15 protein-coding genes are annotated in these 24,830 nt (G+C 46.8%); 5 read left to right on the forward strand and 10 right to left on the reverse strand.

Going from position 1 to position 24,830, the window contains the following annotated elements; translation table 11 throughout:
- Positions 1 to 184 precede the first annotated feature (184 nt).
- From OL444_RS23170 to OL444_RS23185, 4 genes are all read right to left on the reverse strand, one after another.
- Positions 185 to 784: a hypothetical protein gene (locus OL444_RS23170; protein ID WP_264729461.1), complete on the reverse strand. Its 600-nt coding sequence runs from the start codon at positions 782 to 784 to the stop codon at positions 185 to 187.
- A complete protein-coding gene (locus OL444_RS23175; RefSeq protein ID WP_264729460.1) occupies positions 750 to 4,985 on the reverse strand; it encodes a DUF6443 domain-containing protein in 4,236 nt (1,411 codons plus the stop codon). Before OL444_RS23175 ends, OL444_RS23170 begins: the two co-directional genes overlap by 35 nt.
- Before the next feature lie 423 nt (positions 4,986 to 5,408).
- Entirely contained in the window at positions 5,409 to 6,197 is a 789-nt protein-coding gene (locus OL444_RS23180; protein WP_264729459.1) for a DUF3450 domain-containing protein, read from the reverse strand.
- Positions 6,198 to 6,483: 286 nt separating this feature from the next.
- Positions 6,484 to 6,693 (reverse strand): hypothetical protein, encoded by a 210-nt coding sequence (locus OL444_RS23185; RefSeq protein ID WP_264729458.1) that lies wholly within the window; start codon positions 6,691 to 6,693, stop codon positions 6,484 to 6,486.
- A gap of 1,412 nt (positions 6,694 to 8,105) precedes the next feature.
- Here OL444_RS23185 and OL444_RS23190 point away from each other — a divergent pair.
- Together OL444_RS23190 and OL444_RS23195 are read left to right on the forward strand one after the other, a co-directional pair.
- Positions 8,106 to 8,312: a hypothetical protein gene (locus OL444_RS23190; RefSeq protein WP_264729457.1), complete on the forward strand. Its 207-nt coding sequence runs from the start codon at positions 8,106 to 8,108 to the stop codon at positions 8,310 to 8,312.
- A gap of 328 nt (positions 8,313 to 8,640) precedes the next feature.
- A complete protein-coding gene (locus tag OL444_RS23195; RefSeq protein WP_264729456.1) occupies positions 8,641 to 9,093 on the forward strand; it encodes a DUF1569 domain-containing protein in 453 nt (150 codons plus the stop codon).
- 72 nt (positions 9,094 to 9,165) lie between these two features.
- On the opposite strand, the gene OL444_RS23200 is transcribed toward OL444_RS23195, so the two are convergent.
- Complete coding sequence (locus OL444_RS23200) at positions 9,166 to 9,306, reverse strand: hypothetical protein (RefSeq protein ID WP_264729455.1); 141 nt, start codon at positions 9,304 to 9,306, stop codon at positions 9,166 to 9,168.
- 706 nt (positions 9,307 to 10,012) lie between these two features.
- On the opposite strand from OL444_RS23200, the gene OL444_RS23205 reads away from it, so the two are divergent.
- From OL444_RS23205 to OL444_RS23215, 3 genes are read left to right on the forward strand one after another with little or no spacing between them, the layout of a single operon-like run.
- On the forward strand, positions 10,013 to 11,098 hold the full coding sequence (locus tag OL444_RS23205) for an efflux RND transporter periplasmic adaptor subunit (RefSeq protein WP_264729454.1): 1,086 nt from the start codon (positions 10,013 to 10,015) through the stop codon (positions 11,096 to 11,098).
- A 25-nt stretch (positions 11,099 to 11,123) separates the two neighbouring features.
- Positions 11,124 to 14,315 carry an efflux RND transporter permease subunit gene (locus tag OL444_RS23210; RefSeq protein ID WP_264729453.1) on the forward strand — a complete coding sequence of 1,064 codons (3,192 nt, stop codon included), beginning with the start codon at positions 11,124 to 11,126 and terminating at the stop codon, positions 14,313 to 14,315.
- 5 nt (positions 14,316 to 14,320) lie between these two features.
- Positions 14,321 to 15,751, forward strand: coding sequence for a TolC family protein (locus OL444_RS23215; RefSeq protein WP_264729452.1), 1,431 nt, complete (start codon positions 14,321 to 14,323; stop codon positions 15,749 to 15,751).
- Between the two features lie 79 nt (positions 15,752 to 15,830).
- Here the strand turns inward: OL444_RS23215 and OL444_RS23220 are convergent, their stop codons facing one another.
- From OL444_RS23220 to OL444_RS23240, 5 genes are read right to left on the reverse strand one after another with little or no spacing between them, the layout of a single operon-like run.
- Positions 15,831 to 19,100 carry a TonB-dependent receptor gene (locus OL444_RS23220; protein WP_264729451.1) on the reverse strand — a complete coding sequence of 1,090 codons (3,270 nt, stop codon included), beginning with the start codon at positions 19,098 to 19,100 and terminating at the stop codon, positions 15,831 to 15,833.
- 47 nt (positions 19,101 to 19,147) lie between these two features.
- On the reverse strand, positions 19,148 to 21,340 hold the full coding sequence (locus OL444_RS23225; RefSeq protein ID WP_264729450.1) for an IPT/TIG domain-containing protein: 2,193 nt from the start codon (positions 21,338 to 21,340) through the stop codon (positions 19,148 to 19,150).
- 20 nt (positions 21,341 to 21,360) lie between these two features.
- The gene (locus tag OL444_RS23230; RefSeq protein ID WP_264729449.1) at positions 21,361 to 22,347 is read right to left on the reverse strand and encodes a fasciclin domain-containing protein; all 987 of its coding nucleotides are present in this window, start codon (positions 22,345 to 22,347) and stop codon (positions 21,361 to 21,363) included.
- A 2-nt stretch (positions 22,348 to 22,349) separates the two neighbouring features.
- The gene (locus OL444_RS23235; RefSeq protein WP_264729448.1) at positions 22,350 to 23,681 is read right to left on the reverse strand and encodes a hypothetical protein; all 1,332 of its coding nucleotides are present in this window, start codon (positions 23,679 to 23,681) and stop codon (positions 22,350 to 22,352) included.
- 56 nt (positions 23,682 to 23,737) lie between these two features.
- The gene (locus tag OL444_RS23240; RefSeq protein WP_264729447.1) at positions 23,738 to 24,811 is read right to left on the reverse strand and encodes a fasciclin domain-containing protein; all 1,074 of its coding nucleotides are present in this window, start codon (positions 24,809 to 24,811) and stop codon (positions 23,738 to 23,740) included.
- Between the last annotated feature and the right edge of the window lie 19 nt (positions 24,812 to 24,830).

The following is a 24,830-nucleotide window of genomic DNA, read 5'->3' on the forward strand; positions in this document are numbered from 1 at the left end:
GTATTCCAGTGTAAATAATAAATAATATCCGCAGTACTGAATGACGAATCGGGAATTTTTTTCCATCACGATGGTTTGAGTAACCAGCTAATCAAGGGTACATGCTTTTGCTAAAAACAGTGATGAACAAATAAATGTATGGCAGACAATCATATCTGCCATACAGTAAAAACCCATTTTTTATTTATGGCAACTTAAACCGGATGTCATGAAACAGCGACAGTAACGTCTGATTACTCAAACTATCCAGGTGATGACCATACAGGTGAAATTGCAGCCGCCCACCATCATCCTTACGCAGGCTATCGACAAACATACCAGTTATTCCACCCTTGCGCACGTCCCGCGGAAAGGTAGTCTTGATACGGTACCCTGCAATGCTTTTATACAATACATTCTGTTTCCTGAACTCATCTATATCGGCATTCGGCTTATTTGTGTAGACGATGACTGCAGGATCTACCAGCGATGTATCCAGCGTATGCCGGAGCGAATCACTGTTGTAGGGATAATATACCAGCTCCGGATCAGTTTCCGCCAGATTATCTATACCATGTCCGAAACGGTAATACAACGTATCCCGCTGCTGCAGCAACAACATTCCACTGTCTCCCTCCGGTGATGCCGTCAGTACCTGCAGTGAAACATCCGCCGGATGCGCCAGGCTAAACCCAGGCGCCTGTAACACGGGTAGTTGAGTATCTGCCGAATGACAACCAGCCAGTAAAATACCAGCTGTCAGCCACCATTTAAAAACCTGCTTTTTTTGCCTTTTCCTGATCATAGGAGTTATTGGTTTTTTCCAGAAATTCTTTTGCTTCTTTTTGGGCATTTTTTGGTCCCATGTGGTGGCTACCATCCTGCATACCACCAAATACACCATACATTTGTTTCCTTTGTTTTTCTGTTGTCTTATTATTCTTCGGTGTAGGATTCATCATATTGGTATTATCACCCTCCACATGCGTCAGCCCCATATTATGCCCCATTTCATGCTGTACCAGGTTTTTATTACTGATAGATTTACCTTCCACTGCTGCCGTCTGCCCCTGTAGTTCGGCCCGTCCGGCTGGTTCCAGCTTATCAGTAGGTTTACTCTTCTGTACATCATCTACCACCAGCATCACATTTTCCGCGTTATTTACCTGGTTGATATTGGTAGCCATTTTATGTTCGATGCTTACATTCACGATCATTTTCATATCCTGCTTCGCTCCTGCCTCTCCTTTCTTTACATCCAATGTCGTACTATAAGTAGCATCATTATAACCAGATCCTGCTACCTGCGTTGCATTGTAAATGCTGGTACCGGAAAGATTAATCACGTTGTATTTAATACTGATATCCACCGTCCGGGTAATCGCACCGGTTTTGGCATCCTTCGTGGTTTTAATCACCACATCATAATCCGTATTCCCATCAGGATCTACTTTGGTAATAGGATTGTTCCGTACGTAGGTATACGGGCTGACATCAATAGATTTATCCAGCAACGGATCTATCGAATGCCACCTGCCCAGCTGCGCATCATACATCCTTTTTCCGTAATCATACCACTCCAGCCCACTCTCATCCGCAAACTCTTTTTGCTGCAACTCCTTGCCATTATACTTGCTCCGGTTCTCCGGGTACTTTCCACCCGTAAGCGCCGTACCACTGATGCCTGCCATGGTCAATCCAAACGGATAATAATGCGTTTCCTCCAGGATAGGCCCGGGACTTAATCCCGCGGTGACATTATCGAAATAAACATCCTGTGCACTTTCATTCGACGTATATACATACAGGTAACCACTCCGCTTCATTACCGTCTTTTCCTGTACCAATGTCTGCAACTGGTCCGGCGTCGCCTTCACAGATTTCACACCGCTGTTTTCATCCACTAATTTAAACTGTTCATCAAACAGTACAAAGTTCAGATAAGCTTTAGGCTTATCCGTGTTGTAGCGCTCCGGATCTTTTTCTTTCATCCGCTGGTAATCATGCTGATAGAAATTGGTCGTGAAAGGCGTAGTCGCTGCCTGCCCTGCCACTCCGTGCGCACCGGCTTCCTGTATACCGCTGCCACTGAAAGCAGCAGCCAGGTCGGCCAGCATCGTTTCCGCCGGCGCCATGGCCTGCTTATTGTCTGCTGGCCCCTGCGATTTATAGAATGCCTGGGCGCCCAGCTGTACGGTATCTCCTGCCATCACTTTCAATACGAGGGAAGGCCCTATTTTTTTACCACCGGATTTTGCATTCAGCTTCGCCAGGAACTCATTCTTATCCCCTGCCTGCGCACCCGGATACCCTGCGGGTTTAGGCGCACGGGTTTCTTCTATATTGCTGAAAAGCGCATTTTCTTTCGCGGCACTGGCCTTTTCCATGGTGGCGGCGTACAGGCTGAAATCCGTTTGCTCCGTCAGTATCATCCGTGTGCTCTGCTGGTGATCGCGGACAAAATAATCATATACCGGTGCTCCAGGCTGCCCTGCTTTGACTACCCAGCGCACACGCCCTTCCTCATGCGGAAAATGCTGTAAAGTATCATTTCTATAGATAAACCCACCCATATAATCCGTTACCGTACGTTTTACCGGATTCACTGTTTTATCCTCTACGGTTTTACGCAGCTTATTGCCGGCCGCATCATACTGATAGTAAATAATACCCTTACTACCCATATCTACCTTGTCCGGCAGATTCAGGTAATTGTAGGTAATGCCGTTCAGTGCAATCCCTTTATTCAGGTCCTGGATCAGATTCCCGTTTTTATCATAGTCATAGTCCTGGTTATTCTTGCCATTCAACTCTTTGAAGTCGCCCAGCACCGATGAAGGATCTACCACATCATCCACTACCCCCTGCAGGCGGTTACCATCATTACGATAGGTATAGGTCAGCTTGTCGATAGCATTGCTGGTACCATTTTTCATACCGTGCTGCGTCATGGCTTTGATATTCCCATTGGCATCATAGGCCGTATTAGGGTCAGTACCATTACCCAGTACCACGTCAAAGTTCACCCCGCGACTATTATCCCAGATATTATACAGTTGGGCAAAATCCGCCTTTAACAGCCGGTTGGCAGCATCATAGGTATAGCCATAGGAACGGCGCTGGCCATCTCCTTTACTTCTCCAGGTGACGCCGGCAATATTGCCGTTGAGCTGGTTAGTCGTATAGCCATAATCGTAAGACAGCTCCATACCAAAGAAATGCGCTACATCCGACTGTATATAGTTCTTGTTAATTCCTTTCAGCCAGCCCCGGATATTGTAGTCATATTCCAGGGATTCGAGGTTATTCCCCAGGGTCTTTTTCTTCAGCAGTCCCAGCTCATTATATTCATTTACTACCAGGGTTTTCACAGGCAGGCTGTTTAGCTGTTGCTGTATCTTCGTCACCCGGTTGCCATGATCATAGCTCATCAGCGTCAATATCCGGGTGGCCGGCGTCTGGGTACTTTTCACATTGGCATGATGCAAATAGGTAGCCACCACCTTATCACTGAAATTATAACGGGTACTCACAGCATCCCGGCTACCACTGAGATTATCGGAGATCACCTGTATAACCCTTCCTTTCGCATCATAGTAGGTAGTTGCCAGCAACCACTGATCGGTATTTAATACCCTCACCTTCTGACCGGTGATCTGTCCCCAGCCCGTACCGTTGGTGGTGCTGATTGGTTCCGCATTCGGCTCGCCGGTGATGAGCTTATCCATATCCGTATTCCGGAAAGGCTGCGCGCCGGCATAATCATAGTTATCATAGTAAGTATAGCTCAACGGGGTCAGTTTCGCCTGATCCAATACTGGTACCGGGTTTGCACCGGTTAAGGCATCCAGCGTATTTTGCAGTGTTTGCCGGCTGTCGGGCACATTATACAGCGCCTTCATGGTAACCCGGTCCAATGCATCATACAGGGTCACCAGCCATTGATTTTTAGCGGCCATCACGGCATCCCTGAAAAACACCTGACGGTTACGGGTATCATGCACCAGTTCCGTAGGCACCTGCACCCCCGGCACCCATTTTTCAATCATGCGTTTACGACCATCATAGCGGTATTGAAAACACAGCTCCGCGACCACGGTGGCATTCAGCTGCCAGTTGTTACCGGCAAGCCAGGCGACTGCCTTAGGCGATAATACAAAACGCAGGTTATTCAGGTCATCGTAGATATAATAAGTACTCAGCCAGCCACTATGCCCTGTAGCAACGGTAGGTTGTACCTGTACTTTTTTCAGCACTACCTGCCCTTCCTTATCTTTGAACTCTACTACGCTGAATCCTCTTTCATCTTTCAATACCTCTTTATACAGGGTACCAGGCGCATAGCTACCGGATCTTACCGGCATACCACCGGCGGCCGGTAAAGTCCAGCTGATAACGGTATCCGTAACCGCATTTACCTGGTATTCATTGGTAACAGGTTTATTACCGCCTACGCTGCCCCAGCTGTTACCCGGCGCAAAGTTTCTCAGGGGCCTGTTGAGCGGAGAGCCATCAAAAGCCGTCTCCGCATAATGCACCTGTTCTTTGTTGCCATAGGTGGTATTCATAAAAGAAGCCTGTTCTGTAAAAGGCTGTTGCTTAAACTGTCCGTCGGCACCCGTAGCTACATAAGGCAGGTATTGATAACGCTCACGCCCAAACGCATCATAAACGACAGGGGTCACCAGGTCTTTTTTTGCCGGACTGCTCCCCTTACCAACAGTCTGCAGCAACCTGCCCAATCCATCGAAATACTGCGTAGTTTGTTTCACCTGTGTCACATCCACATTGCTGATCACTACAGCCACATCTGTAAATGGTTTGAATGGCTCCCAGGTGCGTACATAGTTAATAACATTATTCGTATAGCCGGGAGGGGTAGGCTGAACGGGAACAACAGGTTGCTTACTATTGTTATCCGGCCGGTTCTGGGCCTCCAGCACCAGCGGGCCAGCCATACATAGCCCGCATAGGGCCGGTAACAAGATACTTATGCGTTGTTTCATAAAATTCAATAGGTATAAGTATTTTAAGTACAGAAATCCAGGTGTTATCACTTATATACCGCCTCTCTTTCTTATCAGGTTCACTTATTTCATAGGTAGTGACAGGCTTTATAAGGGTTCGTTATTTAACAGCATAAGTACTGATGATATACATGTTATTACAGGGTCAATCATCGCGATACCATCATATCTGCCCGTAAATAATATAATTAATGACAGTATCAAATATCAAATCGGGAAATTTTTATCATCATGATGTTTTGAGTAGATAAACTTTTCTCTCATGCCATTGCTATATTCAAAGTGTTTTAAACGCTTTTTCCAATCGCACTATCCGGATAATCCTGTTTCGTTTTCTCCAATAAAAAAAGCTGCCTCAAAATTGTTTTTGAGACAGCCCTGTTACAGTAATATGCGGTTCTTTTATTTTTTACGTTTATTCATATGCTGTTCCAGCTTTTCAATACGCTGATGCTGTGCATCAATGGTTTTTTGTTGCTGAATCATATACAAAGTAAGTTCTTCTACTTTTTGCAGGAGTTGTTTATTGATGTCACCCAGATCCAGCCCATTCTTTTCAATTTCAACAGCAGCAGGTATATCGGGCAGGTGGCGGTGTATTTTAATATAGCTTTCTACCGATCCCAGGGAAGGCAGTTGATAATCCGGATGAAATACAAAATCGGCCCAGGATTCCTGGGTTACTTTTATTTTACGGGCGGCGATGACTCCTTCTACCGCCAATTTATAGTTCCCCGGATTAAGGGTACCTATTCCTACATTACCACTACGCATGGTTTGATAGGGAGATGCCAGGATAATATTACCATCGGGTCTGAATATCAGTGGGGTATAATAACCACCGCCGGAGCGGACACCGTAAAATTCGAGGGAAGTCAGCGCACTGCCACCTCCGGAGAAATAGGCATCTTTTCGGTGAGAAATAATCCAGGTATCGACGTTGTTACCTGGAATGGGGGTGGCTCCTTTTGAAGAGAACATGATATCACTGTAAGCATTTACATCTCCATCACTCAGCAACTGTATACCGTTCCTGGTGGCACCCATATCGAGCGTTAATTTCTGCGCAGGGCTGGTAGTACCAATACCTACATTACCGGTTGCAGGAAAGGTATTCTGTGCCTGCAAGGTAATTTGGATAAATGAACCCAGCAGGAAGGTACAGGAAAAAATAAGGTGGTTTCTTTTCATTATATCGGATTTTACTATTTCATGGTTCTCCAGGATAACATAAACCGGATGATGCCGGCTATGCTATTGCATACGGACAAATTACAATAAATGCTTAAACAGGTGATGACATTTACAGTCCAATAATAGTAACACAACCGCCATGCTGTGAGCCGGTTGCTTTAAAGCCCGTTATGAGCTGTTTTCACGAAGGTTCATACCTCCTTATCAAGCCATCATTTCAGGGGAAAATACCGTTACAGTATCCATCACGGATACTGTAACAGCATTTCATCATACAATTTTATTAACCCATGAACTTGCACTTGTAGAAGAACATGACGGCAACAGGCTGGCATTTGCAGGATTCACCATATGCAGTACAGGTATTGGGGAACCAATCCGGAATACAACGCCCCTGGGCATTGCAGTCTGCGGCCATTTGATTAAGACCACCAATTACTTTTCTCAAGGCATTTCTTTCCAAAATGATACCAATAGGTTTTTGTTTTTTCATCTTGTCAGGTTTTTAATATGAGGGAATAGCTGCTGCGGTTAACAGAGCAGCAGGAATAAACAGGGAGATTGTAGGTCATAGTATATCATGCTATATACGCAATATGCTACAGTAAAGCTGGGATCACAGATATTAAAATAACGTCTTTCACCGATAGCCTGTTTTAGGGTGTAATATATAGGCTCTTTCTAGCCTACATACTTGCACCTGAATATGGGTATAATCATGTAAGTTAACAGGTTACATTTACACAGCTCACCGTGTGCCATACATGTATTGGGCACCATATCCGGAATACAACGCCCCTGGGCGTTGCAGGCTGCGGCCATTTGATTAAGACCTCCAATTACTTTTCTCAAGGCATTTCTTTCCAAAGTAATACCAATAGGTTTTTGTTTTTTCATCTTGTTAGGTTTTTAATATGAGAGAATAGCTGCTGCGGTTAACAGGGCAGCAGGAATAAACAGGGAGGTTGTGGGGCATAGTATATCATACTATATACGCAATATGCTACAGTAAAGCTGGAATCACAGGTATCAAACAATAACAGATGCAAAATTATTTCACATGACTGATGTAGATATGCACTGGTTGGCGGGAAACAGGATTATATCAGCTATCGCGATGACAACGATAAGTGGGCGATGTATTGCCATCTTTGCATTGCCATAACAGCACAGGAGTGCTATTATTTTGCGGAGGTAGGATACCCGACCGGATACGCAAACAAAGGATTATTTATCTGCTGGAATTGACAACATTATTTCAAGCGGCAGATAAGACCGGACCATTTTAATGCGCCGGCGTTTTGCTCAAACATACAGCAAATACAATGATCGTTTATTCTTAACCGTCATACTCCTCTTCCTCATCTTTACAAGTAGCATCATTCCCGAAATGCATCCGGTGATCGCAGTGACATCCAATATATTTACTCCGGCACTTAAATAGTAGTCACTCAAAATCCCAAAAAACATGAAACAGCTACATGCAAAAAAATTAACCAGAGCTAAGATGAAAGCAATTCTGGGAGGTAGGAAAGCAGGAGCCCTATGCCCCGAGCCATGCAGACCAGCCTCCTGCTATTTAGGCGGCGGCATTACTGGTCAATGCAGATCAAATTCTCTCGGAACCAGGTGCTATTGTGCAGGTGCAGGCATGGAAGATCCGGAAGATCTGTAATCAGTTATCTTGTTGCTTAGGTCTATTGGAATCAATAGACCTAAGTTTAATTTGCAGGTATTTTTTCTAAACAGGCTACATAAAAAATTATCGTTTATACTTAAACGTTACATCTTCTATTATCATCTTTACAAGTAATATCACTCCCCAAAATCCTCCTATAATCGCAGTGGCATCCAATATATTTGTTCCGGCACTTAAATAGTTGTCACTCAAAATCCCGAAAAAAAATGAAACAGTTACATGCAAAAAAATTAACCAGAGCTAAGATGAAAGCAGTGCTGGGAGGTATGAAAGCGGGCGGTCAATGCGGCGAGCCATGCAGAGAAGGTTCCTGCTATTTAGGTGGCGGTATTATTGGCCAATGCAGAAGAAACACACTGGGAACCAGATGCTATTGCGCAGGCGCAAGCATGGAAGATCCGGAAGATCTGTAATCAGTTATTTTGTTGCTTAGGTCTATTGGAATCAATAGGCCTAAGCAGTTGTCTTTTATACTGTCTATTGCCATTTGCCAGCTCCCGGTATGATCATCGTTGCCAACCGGTGTATCAGTACACACTTTGCTGCCATACCCAACCAACAGGCTATCCCCTCCTCTCCGGTATCTGTGAACAAGCCCTCGTTATCGTCCTTTTTCTCCGTTCTGTATTTTTGTCTTGTTTGCCCCTGAATTTGTCAAATACGCCCCTCTTTAGTTCGCGGATATTGTGCTTACTTGCATACTAAATCATACGATCTGAATCGCCTTAAAAACTATCAACGATGATGACAATCTTTCATGAACCTTCGAGAAACGCACTGATTAACAGAATCCAATCCCTGGATCACACGGCTACTGCACAATGGGGCAAAATGAACCTCTACCAGATGCTCAGACATGTCACCATCTGGAATGAATGGATACAAGGTAAAAGTGACAAAGTATATAAGCAGGAATTACTGGGGCGCATCTTTGGTAAGATGGCACTCCGGAACATGATCAAAGACGAGAAACCCATCAAGAAAAATCTGCCTACCGGAAAGGGATTTACCGTACAGGAGAGAACCGGCGACATTGCCACCTTAAAGATAATCTGGAGTAAGCTGCTGGCAGATTATGCGCACTACTCCAATCCCTACTTTATTCACGACTTCTTTGGCAAGATGAGCGAAGCAGAAATTGGCGTACTGGTATATAAGCATATGGATCATCATTTACGGCAATTTGGGAGATGATGATACGGGACGATGCTGTCATCGTTATATTCCCTGCCACTCCCCGCTAAGCAACAGTCCGGCTTAAACAGGTCAGTCATCTACCTTATCCAACCAGCCAATACCCGGAAGTTTAATGACCATTTCCGGAATAACCAAAGTAGCGTTATGCGCTTTCGTATAAGATATACCGCTTACAGCAGCCATGGCCGCTGTAAGCGGTGTACTGTTCAAATGCTGCTGGTAATTTTTGCTTGCAGGCGTAAAATAACATATCCGCTGAATCTGCCATCAGTATACATTACAGCCTACCTGTCATTTATTTTAAAGTAAATTTAATTTATAACTATACCTACTTAATTGATTTGATACTATTTTTGCGCCCACATGATGAGACTATTAATCGCTTGTATACTATCATTTTACTTTCTTTTATCAGGAGGGTATGCCCATGCAGGCAAGGTTCGCATGGATCATTCGTCCCGATGGGAGGTCAAAAACACCGTAAACGGGGAACCCGCTGCCATGCAGGCTAACGAGACTGCAATAAGCGCTGTTCCTGACAGTAAAGGAAGTATCAATGACCGGATAAAGGCAACGGAAATCGAAGAGGATAATGATTCGGAAACTTTCAGGAAACTGTTAGCAACCGGCATTGTCCGCATTACGGCTTTTTATTCCCTCCAGCCAGGATGTTGTTTTTCCAGCATCGCCCCCCTCTCCTCCTTTGTTCATGCATGCTATGCCGCGGCTGACAAATTTATTGTGCTCCGCGTCATCAGGATCTGATCCTTATCTCCCAACAGGCAATTCCTCATTGCCTTCCCCTTCTAATACCGGTATTTATGGCATTATCTGCATAGCCTGACTATGCGGTCAGGATTGTCATGTCATATCCGGTATAAATATTCAAGCCAACCCGAATTAAGCATCATATATTATGAAAAGAATCATCATGCTCATGGGCTTGTATGCATTACTGTGCCATACAAGCTGTAAGTCATCAAAAGGAGAAGAAAAAGAAGCTGCCGGCAAATTTCTGGTTACCAGCCCGGTGAAAATGGACACCTCCGTTACCAGGGAATATGTCTGTCAGATAAGTTCCATACGCAATATTGAACTGAGAGCGCAGGAAAAAGGCTATCTGCAGCGTATTGCGGTAGATGAAGGCCAGTCTGTAAAAGCAGGACAACTATTGTTCAGCATTATGCCGCAGCTGTATGAAGCCGAGCAGCAAAAAGCAGCGGCAGAAGCCAGGGCAGCAGAAATTGAAGTACAGAATATCCAGGCACTGGCAGATAAAAACATCGTATCCCAGAATGAACTGGCATTGGCCAAAGCCAAGCTGCAAAAGGCCCAGGCAGAATTATCACTGGCCAAAGTACACCTGGCATTTACCACCATAAAAGCCCCTTTCGACGGTATCATTGACCGGCTGCATTTAAAACAGGGCAGCCTTGTAGGAGAAGGCGACCTGCTCTCTACCCTCTCAGACAACAGCCGCATGTGGGTCTATTTTAATGTTTCTGAACCTGAATACCTGGATTATGAAGCGAGTATAAAATCCAAAGGCGAGATGAAAGTAAATCTGCTGATGGCCAACAAACAGGTATTCAAATATCCGGGCGTAGTGGAAACAATCGAAGGCGAGTTTAACCACGAAACCGGCAATATCGCATTCAGGGCCACCTTTCCCAACCCCGATCAACTGCTGAGACACGGAGAAACCGGTAGCATTCTGATGAACATGCCACTAAAAGATGCGCTGATCATTCCTCAGAAAGCCACCATGGAAATTATGGACAAGAAATATGTTTTTGTAGTAACCAAAGATAATGTGGTAAAGTTAAGACCGATCACCATCGCCGCTGAAATGCCTGATCTCTATGTCATAAAAGAGGGTTTGGCTGCAAACGAAAAAATATTACTGGAAGGTTTACGTAAAGTAAAAGACAATGATAAAATATCGTTTGACTATGAGGAGCCTGGTCAGGTAATCTCCCATTTGAAATTGCCAACGGAATAATGTAACCATCCAAAAAGCGAGAGAAATGTTCAATATATTTATGAAAAGGCCCGTCTTTGCGATAGTGATATCACTTGTCATTATCTTCATGGGCGTACTGGCTATTAACACACTACCTACCTCACAGTTCCCTTCCATTGCTCCGCCCAGGGTAATGGTGAGTGTAGCGTATCCCGGAGCCAGCGCCGACGTGCTGGTTAAATCCGTACTCATACCGCTGGAGAAATCCGTGAATGGTGTACCGGGAATGAAGTATATGACCTCCGATGCCACCAGTGCCGGTGAAGCAAACATACAGGTAGTTTTTGATCTGGGAACAGATCCCAACCAGGCAGTTGTAAATGTGAAGAACCGTATTGAACAGGTGACGAACCGGTTACCTGAGCTGGTGCAACGGGAAGGCGTAGTCGTTAACATCCTTCAGCCCAACATGCTGATGTATGTGAACGTATACAGCAAAGATCCCAAAGCAGATGAAAACTTCCTGTACAACTATTCCAATGTTAACATTTTACGGGAGCTTAGCAGGGTAAAAGGTATCGGCAATGCCCAGATACTGGGTAGCCGGCAGTATGCCATGCGTATCTGGCTGAAACCAGACAGGATGCGGGCATACAATGTATCAACGGATGAAGTCATGGCAGCATTGGGTAACCAGAGTGTAATCGGCTCCCCCGGAAGACTCGGCAGAAGCGATGGTAAACGTTCGGAAGCGCTCGAATATGTATTGACCTACGAGGGAAGATACAATAAGCCGGAACAATACCAGGATGTGATCATCAAGGCCAATCCCAACGGCGAATTGCTCCGGTTGAAAGATGTGGCAGATGTGGAACTGGGAAGTGAATTCTATGATATTTACTCCAACCTCAACAGCCACCCTTCTGCCGCCATCATGCTGAAGCAAACCTACGGTAGTAATGCCAGCGACGTCATTAAGGAAGTGAAAGCCAAATTGGAGGAATTAAAAGCCTCTTTCCCACCAGGCATGGATTATGAGATCAGTTATGATGTGTCCAACTTCCTCGATGCCTCCATCGAAAAAGTAATCCATACCCTGGGAGAAGCCTTTGTACTGGTAGCCATTGTGGTGTTCCTGTTTCTGGGCGACTGGCGTTCTACCCTGATTCCAACACTCGCTGTGCCGGTATCCCTGATAGGCGCCTTCTTTTTCATGCAGCTGTTCGGCCTGACCATCAATCTGATTACCTTATTCGCACTGGTACTGGCCATCGGTATTGTGGTAGATAATGCCATTGTGGTGATTGAAGCGGTGCATGCCAAAATGGAAGAAGAACACCTTTCGCCTTATGCAGCCACCAGAAAAGCCTTGTATGAAATCAGCGGAGCTATTGTGGCAATCACATTTGTGATGGCCGCCGTATTTATTCCGGTAGCATTCATGTCGGGACCTGTAGGTATCTTCTATCGGCAGTTTTCTATTACCATGGCCACTTCTATTGTACTTTCGGGTATAGTGGCGCTGACGCTCACACCGGTGCTTTGTGCCATTCTGCTCAAAAACAACCACGGCCAGCCCAGGAAAAAAACGCCGGTCGATAAACTCCTCGATGTCTTTAACAGAGGGTTCGAAAAACTCACGGGCAGGTATACACGACTCATGGAAAAGATCGTAAACCGGCGGGTAATCACGTTCGGTATCCTGCTGGCATTCGGGCTGGGCATCTTCGGTATCGGGCAAACGCTTCCTTCCGGCTTTATCCCCAGTGAAGACCAGGGTATGATCTATGCCATCATCCAAACACCTCCGGGCGCTACGCTGGAAAGAACAAACGAGCTGGCCCGCAAGGTGCAGGAGATTGCATCACACGTGGACGGCATCCAGTCTGTTTCCGCACTGGCTGGTTATGAAGTGCTGACGGAAGGCCGCGGCTCCAATGCAGGTACCTGTCTGATCAATCTCAAAGGCTGGTCCGCGCGCAAGCATTCTGTGAACCAGATCATTGCTGAACTGGAAGAAAAATGCCGGGATATTCCCGGCGCCACCATAGAGTTCTTCGGTCCTCCTGCAGTACCGGGCTATGGTGCGGCAGGTGGTTTCTCTCTGCGGTTGCTGGACAAAACCAACGGTGACGACTATAAGGAAATGGAAAAAGTGAATGATGAATTTATGGCTGCCTTGAAAAAACGGAAAGAATTAACAGGCCTCTTCACTTTTTACAGCGCCAACTATCCGCAATATGAGCTGAATATAGATAATCAGGCAGCTATGCAGAAAGGGGTTTCTATTGGTAAAGCCATGGACAATCTGTCTATCCTGGTGGGTAGTACCTACGAACAGGGCTTCATCCGGTTTGGTAACTTCTTTAAGGTATATGTGCAGGCAGCACCTGAATACAGAAGGCTACCGGAAGACCTGATGAAGTTATATGTAAAAAATAACCGGGACGAAATGGTGCCTTATGCGGCCTTTATGAGTATCAAAAAAGGGCATGGTCTCAATGAAATCACCCGATACAATATGTACAACTCATCTGCTATCCGGGGAGAACCAGCGGCAGGATACAGCAGCGGCGAAGCCATCCGGATTATCCAGGAAGTAGCCGCTCAGACACTGCCGCATGGTTACGGCATTGACTGGGAAGGTTTGTCTAAGGATGAAGCAGGCAGAGGAAATGAAGCCCTCTATATCTTCCTGATTGTATTGTTCTTTGTATACCTGATCCTGGCCGCCCAGTATGAAAGTTTCATACTGCCATTGGCGGTAGTGCTTTCATTACCGGCGGGTGTTTTCGGTTCCTTTTTGCTGCTTAAGGTAATGGGCTTGTCGAACGATATATATGCACAGGTAGGCCTGATTATGCTCGTGGGGCTGTTAGGAAAAAATGCCGTATTGATCGTAGAATTTGCCGCTCAGCTGCACCGCTCAGGCGCCTCCGTATTTGAAGCTGCCATAGCTGGCGCCAAAACACGTTTCCGTCCGATATTAATGACCTCCCTTGCCTTTATTGCGGGCCTGATTCCACTGGTTTTTGCCAGCGGCCCCGGGGCTATTGGCAACCGGACGATTGGCGCCGCCTCACTCGGCGGGATGCTCATAGGTACCCTCTTCGGCGTGATACTCATTCCCGGATTGTATTACATATTCGGCAGTATTGCAGCGAAGCGTAAACTGATTAAAGACGAAGACGAGAAACCGCTCACCGAACGTAAGATTATCATCGTTGAAGCCGAAAGATATAACCCAGGAAATTAATGATCATGTCAGGAAAAAAATTCAAATACATAGGCATTGTCTGTCTTTCCGCCATCTATGCCGCCTGTAAGGTGCCAGACCTGGCAGAAAAAAAAGTCAGCAATACAATACCCGCGCATTACAATCATTCGCAGGACACCAGCAACACTTCCCGGATCAGGTGGAACGAATACTTTACAGACACGCACCTGATAGCCCTGATAGATACTGCATTGCAAAATAATCAGGAGCTGCATATAACATGGCAGGAAATCGAAATTGCCAGGAACGAAGTCAGGGCAAGAAAAGGAGAATACCTGCCGTTTGTAGGCATCAGAGGCGGCGTAGGGCTCGACAAGGTAGCCCGGTATACCAATACCGGCGCCTTTGAAGCCAATACGGAGATCAAGCCGGGAAAGGAAATGCCGGATCCTTTACCAGACTACCAGTTGGGGATATATGCCAACTGGGAGCTGGATATCTGGCATAAACTCCATAATGCCCAAAAGGCTGCTGTAGCCCGCTATCTGTCTACCGTGGAAGGCAGGAATTTTGTGATTACCAATCTGGTAGCAGAAATAGCCAACTCCTATTATGAGTTACTCGCACTGGACAACCAGCTGGAGATCGTCAATAAGAATATAGCCATCCAGCAAAATGCGCTGGAAATTGTAAAACTGGAGAAAGTATCTGCCCGGGTAACGGAGCTGGCTGTACGAAAATTTGAAGCAGAAGTACTAAAAACACAAAGTCTGCAATATGATATACAACAGCAGATTACGGAAACAGAAAACAGGATCAATTTTCTGCTGGCCCGCTCTTCGCAACCCATCCTGAGAGATGGGCAACGTTTTAACGAGTTGATACCAGCTGTTGTTCACGGCGGTATCCCCTCACAGCTATTGGCCAACAGACCGGATATCAGACAGGCAGAACTGGCACTGACAGCAGCCCGGCTGGATATAAAGGTGGCGAAAGCACAATTTTATCCTTCGCTGAGCATTTCAGCGGCTATCGGCTATCGGGCATTTAATCCTTCTTATCTGCTAAAAACACCGGAGTCAATCCTGTATTCACTGGCAGGCGACCTGGTGGCGCCACTGGTCAACCGGAATGCGATAAAAGCCACCTATAGCAGTGCCAACGCCAGACAGATACAGGCCGTCTACAATTATGAACGCACGATCCTGCATGCTTACTTTGAAGTAGCCAACCAACTGGCGAAGATCAACAATCTTGAAAAAAGCTATGATCTCAAATCGAAGCAGGTAGCTGCACTGACCCAGTCCATCAATATTTCCAATGATCTGTTTAAATCAGCCCGGGCGGATTACATGGAAGTACTGATGACACAACGGGATGCGCTGGAATCAAAATTTGAACTGATCGAAACCAAAAAACAACAGCTGAATGCGATGGTGAATATTTATCAGGCCCTGGGAGGTGGATGGAATTAACTATAGTGGTAAATAAATAACAACAATAGCCGGCCTGGTTGCCGGCTATTGTTGTTTGATAACCTGTTATGCTGTTACACTACAGGAAAGTATACCTTACCCCCACCTGCATCTGTACCCGTGAGCCAAAATAATCTACACTATATGGCATACCGGGATCATCGAAAGTGAATACCGGATAGTTATCTTTATTTTGCTGCGGCGGAAACAACACCGGCGTCAGCCCCACACTGCTGGTGGAATTAAACGTATTGGGAGAAAAATATTGAATACCCCAGTTCTTATGGAGCAAATTGGTCAGGTTCATCACATCCGCAGTAATGGTAATAAAGCGGGACTTACTTTTATTTAAAAATAAATCGTGCGCTACATGCAGATCTGCCTGTATATTCCAGGGGGTGCGGCCTGCATTACGTGCCGTAAACTGCCCTCTTCTGCTGCTGAGATAAGCATTACCATCTATAAACGTATTAAATGCATCCGCCTGTACGGCTGCTGTTTTTGCAGGGAGGTCTTTAAAATAATGTACCGCTTCTTCCCGCTGCGGAATATAGACCAGCGACACCTGTTGCGGTAATCCCTGTATACTGTTATTAACAATACCATAGGTAAAAGGGCTGCCTGACTGCGCACTGAAAAACAGGCTGATATTGGTATTGCCGGCAGCTTTCCATTCCTGGTTGTAGCTGATGTTGGCGATAATACGATGCCGGATATCAAAATTACTATACGACAAAGCAGGATGATTGGGCACCAATGCCTGGTTCAGCTGCCAGTTACTTTCCATCGAATTGCGGACCCCATTGCTGAGATCTTTTGATTCACCATAGGTATACGATGCACTAACCTCCCATTTTGTACCGGCCTTTTTACTCACGGTACCGGTTACACTATATCTGTAACCCTGATTGGTATTGCTGAGCAAATAGGTATTGGAAAACCGCGGGTCTACGGTTCCATTGTAGACGGGCTGTTGCCGGGCGGTATCATATCCAAACCAGTACGCATTATCTTTCGTATTCAACTGCTGAAACAGTACATCTTTTATATTGCGGGTATACATCGCTTCTATCGTGAAGCGCCAGTCGTTTGCAGCGGCATAATCTATACCTACACTGGTACGTAACACCTGCGGTAGTACGAAATTATTATCAACCAGATCCACCTGTGTTTTACCGCTGTTGGGATTGTTGATAACAGCCCCGTTTTGTTCAATGAAATGACCGATGCCATTGGGGCCTGGCCGAAGCGCATCACTACCGCCGGCAAAGGGTTTCTGGTCTGCACGCTGATCAAAGGCACCGTAACTGTCGCCGGTATTGTAGTAGGCATAGGCCAGCCACGCGAAGGGTATCCGACCGGTAAAGAGGCCGGCCCCGCCGCGGAGTATCAGGTTCCGGTCGCCCAATACGTCGTAGCGGAAACCTATTCTGGGTGAAAGCTGCACTTTATTAAGAAAGCCGTTGGTCAGTCTGCTCAATGGCGTATAGGTATACGTTCCACCAAAGTTGGCATCCATGCGGATATCTCTTACTTTATCGCTGAGTAAAGGCGCTACCGGCAGATGTGTAAAGTCTGCCCGCAGCCCCGGCGTCACCTGGAGCCGGTCGTTCACCCGAATTTCATCCTGTACATACAGGCTGTACATATTCACCTTGAAGGTGGCTGCAGGATGTGCAAGGAGGTAGTCGCGCGTATTGTCGGTATAGTTATAATTGCCACGCACCCGGTATGGGTTATTGCGCATAAAATCTGCTATGCTTAAATAGTCCACCCGGCCATTCCAGCTATTGACAAATCCATAGCGGATATTATACAACTCGTTGTGTGTACCGGCCAGGATCCTATGGCGGCCGGAAACATAGTTTACATTAGCCGTAAACTCCCAGGTCTGCTGGCGCATATTAAAAATGCTGGCTTCCCGGTCTGTACCCAGATAGATGGTTGTACCCGGCGCCCGGCCCATGATCTGTACCTGTGGTAATGATGGATCACTTAACGGATCCCGTTTGTCGTTGACGACCGTAAAACCCACCACCACATTACCTGACAGCCGGTTATTGAAACGGCTTTTCAATTCTGCTACCGTGCTGCTCTGGTTATTCGTCTGGCGGAAAGCCATGCTGCTGAAACGGAAATCCTGCTGATCGCGATCCAGATGCGTAGCTTTACTGAAAATGGTATTGTTGCGGATGGCTAACTGATGTTTATCATTGATATTCCAGTCAAGCCGGTTAAAAAACTTTTGCGACCGGTTCCAGTTATTATACACATCAGCGGCACCTGCATCGAAACTATTGCCATAGCGACTTTTCATGGTAGCGGCAATCGTTTCCGCCTCTTCTTTGCTGAGGATATGCGCGGTCTCCGATGTGCCGACGGCGAGTTGCGATGGATCCTGCCGGCTGGTGATTTCTTCGTTACTGAAAAAGAACAGTTTGTTTTTAATAATCGGGAAGCCTATCCGAAAGCCGGTCTGGTAATCATGAAAATCACGGTTCATTTTACCGAGGTTGCCTACACGGTCTTTCCCGGTAATCGTTGCATTACGCCCCAATACATACACCGACCCGCTAAGCGTATTCGTACCACTACGGGTAACGGCATTCACAGCGCCGCCTGTGAAATTACCAATCTTCACATCATAGGGAGCCAGGTACACTTGCATATCTGCGATCGCATCCAGGGAAACCGGATTGGTGCGGGTACTGCTGCCTATCATGCCGGAAGTACCGGTTTGTCCGCCCAGCGAAGGGCTGAAGCCAATCGCATCGTTGTTGACGGCGCCATCAATCGTGACGTTGTTATAACGAAAGTTAGTACCTCCAAAACTATTGTCCCGGCTTCCCTGCGGCGTAAGCCGGGTGATGTCGGTAATACTGCGGCTGATGGTAGGCATATTGCGTAACTGCTGGCTGCTGATATTTTTTCCCGTGCCATTCATCTGTTGCGACTGGCCGGTACGGGCGGCTACTGTTACCGTCCCCAGTTGCCGTGTACTTTCTTTCAGGGCAAGATCCAGCTGCAGGCTGCCGCCCAGGCGAATCATGATACCCTCTTTAGTATCTGTACCCATTCCCATCATCGATGCCGTCACCTGATAGGGGCCGCCGATCTGCAGATTATTCAGGAAATAACGGCCATCCTTACCTGCCATTACACCATATTTTGTTCCGGTGGCTGTGTGAAGTGCCACGACGGTGGCTCCCTCCAGGGGATTCCCTCCTGCATCTGTTACACGGCCATTCAGGGAACCGCTGGTCTCCTGCGAAAATGCGCCCAATGAGAGCAGTAACAGCAATAGTAAGCCGGGCGTCCATCTGAACGCAAATCCTGATATTGTATTCATACCTGTATTGTTACGGTCTGTTGTTAGTAAATATGCTGCTATCGCGTTTATTTCAGGAAGATCTTCCGGATAGCTTTGTTGCCTTTATCCACCACATAGATATCACCGTCTTTGTCGATCGCCATATCTGACAGGCCATAGGCGAATTTCGCCTTATCAAAGCTGCCATCTTCATAACCTGGTTCTCCTTTAATGACGGTGGAAACTTCTTTTGCTGTCAGATCGGCTTTCCGAATGGCATAGCTGATGCCATCCAGGATATAGAGATCGTTGTTGTTATCTGTCAGCAATGCGGTAAGACTATAATTCAGTAATGCCGTAGCAAAAGGTCCATCCTGATAACCGGGATTAGCGGCATTACCAATTAATGGTCTTGGATAGGCACCCAGCATCGCTCCTTTTGCAATAAAGCTGACACTGGATTCATACTGGTCTTTGCTGATGTAAATATTTCCTGCTTTATCCAAAGCCGGGCGGCAATCTTCATAGAATGCGTTGGCATTCACCCGGATGATACCGTTGATATTGTACCTGAAAAAGCCATCAAATCCTCTGGTGGCATACAAATTCCCATCGGCATCTACAGTGAGGCTTGTTCCGGTAAACTGTGTACTGACAGTAGTAACCTTACCGGCAAGTGTGATCTTACGTAAGCCCCCATCCATCACATAGATGTTTCCATCTTTACCTATCACCATGCCGCGGATATAGTCAAACAGGGCTTCCGTACCCGTGCCGTCTTTTCTTCCGCCCGCCCCGGTGGCACTTCCTGCCAACACTGTCACACTTTTACTATCGCTGCTAATTTTCAGTACCTGTGTATTATTGGAAACGTATACGTTTTTATCATCGTCGACTACTATTCTGGAAATCTGTGTGGTGAGATCATTGCTTGCCGGGCCTCCCGCCAGTGTCATCACACCTGCTCTTCTGAAATCCCTGGGCGCGGATGCGGCAGCACCTTTCACCACTACTTTTAATTCGCCGGTACTTAATCCTGCCGGAGCGGCCAATACCAGGGATGTTTCCGTGGCTGTCATGACCGTTGTACTGATGCCATTGAAGGACACGATATTGTCAGCAGGATTATTACTAAAGCCGGTACCTGTGATAGTCACCATCGTACCTGCCAGTCCACTTTCAGGACTAACGGCGGTAATACCCAATGCCTGATCTTTAAACTGCGGGCCGGATGTTTCCTGATCATTTACCACCACTTTTACGATCCCATTGCCGGTACCTCCGGGGATGATCAATTTTAACTCCTTCTCTGTGGCGGCTGATATGGCTACTTCCACCCCATTGAGGAATACTTTATTCTCTTCTTTTACACTACTGTAACGCGCACCGGTGATGGTCATTTCAGCGCCACGGGGACCACTCAGCGGAGATACCACATTAATAACAGGCGGTGGTACCACGGTAAAAACAGGTCCTACTGTTTTCTGCTCATGGATAGTGACCACCAGCGGCCCTGTTTCCACACCTTCCGGCGCTACCACCACGAGTTGTTGTTTTCCGGCTTCCGTTACCACCGCCGGTTTACCGTTAAAGGTCACCACATTACCGGTAGCCAATCCGTCGAATCCTGTTCCCGTAATAGTTACCTTCGTATTTTTCCCGCCTGTCTGCGGCCGGATGGCTGTTATAGCCTGATAGGTAAACTCCTGGCCGCTTGCCACTGCACCATCTACTTTCACCATCACCACACCCGTACCGGCATCTGCGGGTACTTCTGCTATCAGCAGGGTATCGCTGGCTGTTATCACGATGGCTTCTTTCCCATTGACAAATACGGATGCCGGTTTGCCGGTACCACCAAATCCTTCTCCGCTGATATTTATCGCGGAACCTGCGGGTCCGTTGAGCGGTGTTACCCGTTGCACACTCAGTGCCTGATAGGTATACTGACCGATATTAAACGAGCGCTCCTGGTATTGCAGCGTTAATGGACCGGTGATGGCTTTTGCAGGCGCACGTAATACAACCGCATTGGCAGTGGCACTGATCACTTCCGCAGACACGCCCGATATAGCAGCGGTATAACGGCCAGGATCTGTACCAAAGCCGGTGCCTTCAATCGTAATCAACGTTCCTGCTTTACCACTGTTGGGATAATAACGTAGCACTTTAGCCACCAGCGTGTCATCGCTATCCTGTTTCTTTCTGCAGCCGGTTGTTGCTGCCAGTAGCAACAAAAACAATAAGCCCCATACCGGATATTGTAATATTCTTTTCATACTCTTTTTATTATGTATGTCTACTGTGTAATTTTTAAAACACCATCGATAACATGCAATACACCGTTGCCGGTCAGGATATCTTTTTTCACGACATGAATACCCTGCGTATTCCCTATCCCGGTCAGCATGATGGTACCGAATCTACCCGGTTCTGCAGCATCTTCTGCCAGTTCGATACCAACCGTATTACCATCGAACATCACCTGACGGTTGGTGTTGGAAGGTCCGGTACTCAGCACATAGTCGTAGATGAATCGCCGGCCGCGTATAACATGGTAATTCACCAACTGCTTTAATACCTGCGGATCGGTTTCGCTCACCTGCTGCACAGTCGTATAACCCTGTGCCTGCATGGCTGCATTGGACGGCGCAAAAACCGTATAAGGGCCGGTACTGTTGATGGTCTGCAACTGGCCGGAGCTAATAAGCGCCTGGGTAAAAAGGGTGATATCCTGCTCCGCCATGATAGCACTACCCAGCTGTTCGTGTACATAGGGCGCCAGTACATGATTGATCACCTGTATCAACCCGTTGGATGCCGCCATGTTCTCTGCCAGCACCCGCGCACCATTAATGGTAATCACGGTATCTGTTCCTTTGATCCAATGGGTTACAAATATTTTTCCACCCCGGGAACGCAGTTCCTGATTAAAGAGATAGGGTAACTTATTCAGCTCATATTTTCCATCGAGTAGATGATAGTTGACAATACGGCTTACCAGCAACGGATTCGCCATGAGCATACCCGTAACCGTAAAACCAGCGGCGGAAAATGCGCCGTCGGATGGCGCGAGTGCCGTAAAAGGGCCGGATGTTTTCAGGGTATTGTCCATGTTGCTGCGTCGTAAAGCCGCACCATAAACAGACAGGTTAAAGTTATCTGCCACCACCAGTGTGATCAGGTTGTTGTCGATCATATCATCAGCGGCATCCTTCTTGCTGCAACTGCTCCAGCATAACCCTGCTGCCAGCAGTACCGGTAATAGTATATGGATTCTTTTCATTGTTAGTTCAGTTTATAACCTTTGGGAATCAGCAGCCGGTCTACTACATGCAGGGGGCCCATGAATGTCGGGATATCACTTTCTGTTACCATCGCTGCCGGAGCTCCCGAGCCTTTTACTTTTACCAGGGTTTTGCCGGCAGCATCCTTACTGAATTCCAGCGGCATGTAATAGGTATCATCCACATAGTCTACTCCGTTCGGATCTTTTAAGGATGGCTGCAACATCAGCCGGGGCATGGTACTGCTCCCGAACATATTGCTATAGAACACAGGAAAACTGATATTTCTGGGATAATCGCTATTCCTTCCGTTTTGGATATATCCCCAGTTGATATGAAAGTCCAGCAAAGAATCCGTAGCAAACAAGCCTTTCATGCTCCAATCCACATACTGCGGTAAACCACGGCGTTCGTTAAATGCCATCAGGTCATCTACGGTATTAAAACCTGCCGCTTTAAATGCCTCATTCGTCGGAAGAAAAATGGTTGTAAACAACACATTGATATCTTCTTCCTCTTCCGTAACGGGATTGATTCTCAGCTCCCATGCATGGAATTGTGAAAATCTCGCATGACTGGCTGGCCACCCGGTAGCCTCTTCATAAATTTTTTTGTATAACGCATCCCGGCGTTGCATCAGTTCCAGCAACATGGTAAACCGCCCGTCTGCTTCCACCACCTGCAATAAGGTTTTATCCGGCTTTGGTACCATTTTATCCAACAACCAGATATACCCGTCTTTTGCAGGAATAGAAATACCGCTACCCACCACTTTGCCATTCACATATGTCTGTTTCTCTCTTACCTGCAGGTGCTGTTTAAAATAATACAGATAGTCACTGAACGATTTATCTTTATCCGGATCGGGCATCCCCCTTAACTCCGGCTTTTTCAGCAAACTGAGAGTAATCAGGTTATCTGACCTGCCCTTCAATGCAGCGGCATCGATTCTTCCCCGGAGTGTATAGAATAGCAGCAGGCTATCTATATCTTTCGGGTCCATACTTTGCAGCTTCGCGGCGGTATAGCCACCTGCCTGTAATGCTTCGTCGCTGAGTGCCAGAATGGTGTAACCGCCAGGCTGCGTAGCAACAGCCGCCAGCATTATATCCATGTGGCTGCGCTGCCAGGCCAGGTAAAACAATTTCGCCGGCGATTGGGCCAATGCTTCTTTGAGCGTGATACGAACGGTGTCTGCATAAGGGACCTGGCTACCCTCTGCCGGCGGCATAAATTCTTCCCGGCGGCACCCGGAAGCCACGATCAGCAGACTACAGATGATCCCAAGCCCTATACCGGAAATATTCTTTATCAGCGGGTTGATTATTTTCATTTTCAGCTAGTTTATTTACAACAGATTTTTATCTGACAGCATAGTTTTTTCTCCGGTTACTTTAATGCCTGATCCGGTCTGACCAGTATACCAGGCAACTGATGCACAATTCCGTTTTCACAGAGATTATCCATCTTCGCCCAGGTGTTGGATGGTGCGGTAACGCTTCCCAAAAACACCGGCTGGCTGCCGCCTTTCAGCTTACCCGCTACGCTCACGGTAAACTCACTATAGTAAGCAGTAAGCACAAACTCACCCTCATCATCCTTTAACTTATAGGTATACCGGCTTTCTTCATTGATGATTTGAAAAATGGTTTTGTCGGTAATAAAATATTGCCGGTCGTACAGGATGTAAGCGCCGAAAAGACGGGCGCCGATATAGGATGCGGGGTTTAAAGCAGCGATATCGGCTGCCGTGATACCCGCATCGGCAAACGCTTTGTTGTCGGGGGCAAAAATGGTAAACCGGCCAGGCTGCGCCAATGCATCCCATAGTCCGAACTTTTTCAGCCCTGCCACATACAGGCTATACGCCGGCCTTGCCGCCAGCCAGGCCTGCACGGTAACACCCGGGAAAGGTTTCTGCAGCTTTTTCAGCGTATGCATGACGCCATTGGCCAGTACAATATCCCGGTTATCCAATACGCATCCACCAAAAGTGAAATAGTTTTGCGGATAAGGGTTATTAGGAAAAAACATCGCCAGCGAGGCATACAGTTGTTTGCCTGCCAGCGTTGCATAACGTACATCCACCCCATTGGCCGGTATATCTGTTGAAAACAGGCGCATAGGCAGTATATGGTAAGCCATGACAAAACGCAGGCTGTCTTTATTCATCTTTTTAAAATCTTCCGGCAATTGCACCCCCAGTTCATTGAAAGCCTGGTTGGCAGGCGCCAGTACCGTAAAAGGTCCTTTGCCATTCAATTCTGTAGCCAGGCCTGTATATTCAAGTGCGGCATAAAAAAGCCTGAAATCATAATTGTTCTTTATAAAGTCTCCTGCCGGCCGTATATGCTTATTGGGCTTCGGCACTGTCAGGTCTTCATGCTTGCAGGAGCAGAGCAGTGCCGCCAACAGTACGAACGTGGTGAATAAAATATGCTGCGAAGAATGTTTCCCTTTCATTTGCTGTGTTTTTATTTAT

Source organism: Chitinophaga nivalis, from assembly GCF_025989125.1.
Taxonomy (GTDB): Bacteria; Bacteroidota; Bacteroidia; order Chitinophagales; family Chitinophagaceae; genus Chitinophaga; species Chitinophaga nivalis.

What these genes read in the sequence shown, in the direction of transcription:
- OL444_RS23170 (WP_264729461.1), bottom strand. Translation starts at nt 784, where the DNA reads ATGATCAGGAAAAGGCAAAAAAAGCAGGTTTTTAAATGGTGGCTGACA.
- OL444_RS23175 (WP_264729460.1), bottom strand. Translation starts at nt 4,985, where the DNA reads ATGAAACAACGCATAAGTATCTTGTTACCGGCCCTATGCGGGCTATGT.
- OL444_RS23180 (WP_264729459.1), bottom strand. Translation starts at nt 6,197, where the DNA reads ATGAAAAGAAACCACCTTATTTTTTCCTGTACCTTCCTGCTGGGTTCA.
- OL444_RS23185 (WP_264729458.1), bottom strand. Translation starts at nt 6,693, where the DNA reads ATGAAAAAACAAAAACCTATTGGTATCATTTTGGAAAGAAATGCCTTG.
- OL444_RS23190 (WP_264729457.1), top strand. Translation starts at nt 8,106, where the DNA reads ATGAAACAGTTACATGCAAAAAAATTAACCAGAGCTAAGATGAAAGCA.
- OL444_RS23195 (WP_264729456.1), top strand. Translation starts at nt 8,641, where the DNA reads ATGATGACAATCTTTCATGAACCTTCGAGAAACGCACTGATTAACAGA.
- OL444_RS23205 (WP_264729454.1), top strand. Translation starts at nt 10,013, where the DNA reads ATGAAAAGAATCATCATGCTCATGGGCTTGTATGCATTACTGTGCCAT.
- OL444_RS23210 (WP_264729453.1), top strand. Translation starts at nt 11,124, where the DNA reads ATGTTCAATATATTTATGAAAAGGCCCGTCTTTGCGATAGTGATATCA.
- OL444_RS23215 (WP_264729452.1), top strand. Translation starts at nt 14,321, where the DNA reads ATGTCAGGAAAAAAATTCAAATACATAGGCATTGTCTGTCTTTCCGCC.
- OL444_RS23220 (WP_264729451.1), bottom strand. Translation starts at nt 19,100, where the DNA reads ATGAATACAATATCAGGATTTGCGTTCAGATGGACGCCCGGCTTACTA.
- OL444_RS23225 (WP_264729450.1), bottom strand. Translation starts at nt 21,340, where the DNA reads ATGAAAAGAATATTACAATATCCGGTATGGGGCTTATTGTTTTTGTTG.
- OL444_RS23230 (WP_264729449.1), bottom strand. Translation starts at nt 22,347, where the DNA reads ATGAAAAGAATCCATATACTATTACCGGTACTGCTGGCAGCAGGGTTA.
- OL444_RS23235 (WP_264729448.1), bottom strand. Translation starts at nt 23,681, where the DNA reads ATGAAAATAATCAACCCGCTGATAAAGAATATTTCCGGTATAGGGCTT.
- OL444_RS23240 (WP_264729447.1), bottom strand. Translation starts at nt 24,811, where the DNA reads ATGAAAGGGAAACATTCTTCGCAGCATATTTTATTCACCACGTTCGTA.